Here is a 1,812-nt window from a genome sequence, read left to right as displayed (position 1 = left end):
AACAACGCCGCCCTCGCGGCCGCCGGGGCGCGCGAGGACGCCGCGTGGGCGGCGCGCGACCGCGCCGGCTCGGAGCGTTGGCCGCAGCTGCGCCTCGACTCGCGCGTCTCGCACGTCAGCGAGGTCCCCGAGATCCAGCTGCCGCTCCCGGGGCTGGGCCCGATGACGCTCGCGGAGCCCGACACGTGGGTGACGACGGCGACGCTCCAGCAGACGGTGTTCACGGGCGGGCGCCTGCGGGCGCAGGTGCGCCAGGCCGGGGAGGGGGCCGAGGGTGCCCGGGCCGCGCGCCAGCGGGCACGCCAGTCGGTAGCCTTCGCGGCGGAGCGGGCGTTCCTCGGGCTGCTCGCCGCGCAGGAGGAGTCGGGGGTCGCGGCGAAGACCCTCGCGGCCGCCGAGAGCCACCTGCGCGTCGCGAACGAGCGGCTCGCCGCGCGCGCCGCGGCGCGTTTCGACGTGCTGCGGGCCGAGGTCCAGGTCGAGGAGGCGCGCCAGGATGCCATCCGTGCCGACGGCGCGCTCCTGAGCGCACGCGCCCTGCTCCTGCAGGCGCTCGGGCTCGAGACGGGCGAGTTCGACGCGGTCGCGCCGGCGCGGCCGCCGGCCGGGGGCGCGCGCCCGGACCTCGGGCTGCTCCTCGACGAGGGGCGGCGCCTGCGGCCGGATCTCGAGGCGCTGCGACGCCAGGTCGCGGCCGCCGCCGCGGGCGTGCGGGCCGCGCGTGCCGAGCGGATGCCGACCCTCGCGGTCGCCGCGGACTACCTCTACGCGGAGCCCGAGTCGCGGACGCTCTTCTCGCGCTGGTCGGTCGGCGCCGCGGTGAGCCTCCCGGTGCTCGACGGCGGGCGGGCGGCCGCGAAGCGCGGTGAGGCCGCCGCCGCGCTCGTGCAGGCGGAGGCGGCGCTGGATGCGCAGCTGCGCGCCGTGGAGTCCGAGGTCCGGCAGGCGTACGCGCGCGCGGCTTCGGCGGACGCTCAGGTGCAGGTGGCCGAGCGCCGGGTCGCGCAGGCCGAGGAGCTGCTGCGCCTCGCCGACGTGCGCTTCGCCGGCGGTGCCGGCACGGCGACCGAAGTCGCCGACGCGCAGGCGAGCCTCGCGCGGGCGCGCTACGGCGCGACGCGCGCGGCCGCCGAGCAGGGGGTCGCCGCCGCGGAGCTGGCGCTCGCCGTGGGCGCAACGAGGACCGAGCCGTCGGGGGGCGGGGAGGCAGGACGGCCGGCGGGGGCTGCGGGACAGGTGGACGCGGGAGGGCGGCGATGAACCGGCAGAAGATGAAGCTCGTGGTCCCGGCGGCCGCCCTCGTGGCGCTCGTCGCCGCCGGCGTCTGGTACGAGACGCGCCGAGGCGACGAGGAGGCGCCGGGGACGATCTCGGGCAACGGCACGGTCGAGGCGACCGAGGTCGACGTCGCCGCGCGCATCTCGGGCCGGCTGGTGTCGGTCGTCCCGCGCGAGGGCGAGGTCGTCCGCGCGGGGCAGGAGCTCGCGGTGCTCGAGGCCTCGGAGCTGGAAGCCCAGGTGGCGCAGGCGCGCGGGAACCTCGCGGCCGCGGAGGCGGCTCTCGCGGACCTGGCGGCGGGCTCGCGCGCGGAGGAGATCCGGCGTTTCAAGGCGCAGGCGCAGGCGGCGAAGGACGCGCTCGCGCAGGCGCAGGCGCGCCTCGATCTGCTGCGGGCCGGCACGCGCGCCGAGCAGCTCGAGCAGGCCAGGGCGGCGGTGCGCCAGGCCGAGGCCGCGTTCGCGGACGCCGACCGCGAGGCCGGCCGCGTCGGGACGCTGGCGGAACAGGGTGCGGTCCCCGGGAGGGATGCCG

At 79.3% G+C, this 1,812-nt stretch carries 2 protein-coding genes; both read left to right on the top strand.

Annotation, left to right across the window (positions count from 1 at the left end; all coding sequences use genetic code 11):
* On the top strand, positions 1 to 1,260 hold a 1,260-nt coding region (locus tag VI078_08175), incomplete at its 5' end, for a TolC family protein (GenBank protein ID HEY5999262.1).
* Positions 1,257 to 1,812: biotin/lipoyl-binding protein (locus tag VI078_08170; GenBank protein HEY5999261.1), on the top strand; the 556-nt coding region annotated here is incomplete at its 3' end. The genes VI078_08175 and VI078_08170, both read left to right, overlap by 4 nt.

This window comes from bacterium (genome assembly GCA_036524115.1).
Lineage (GTDB): Bacteria > JAUVQV01 > JAUVQV01 > JAUVQV01 > DATDCY01 > DATDCY01.
The sequence above is the reverse complement of the archived record's forward strand: the minus strand, read 5'-3'. Positions and strand labels throughout refer to the sequence as shown.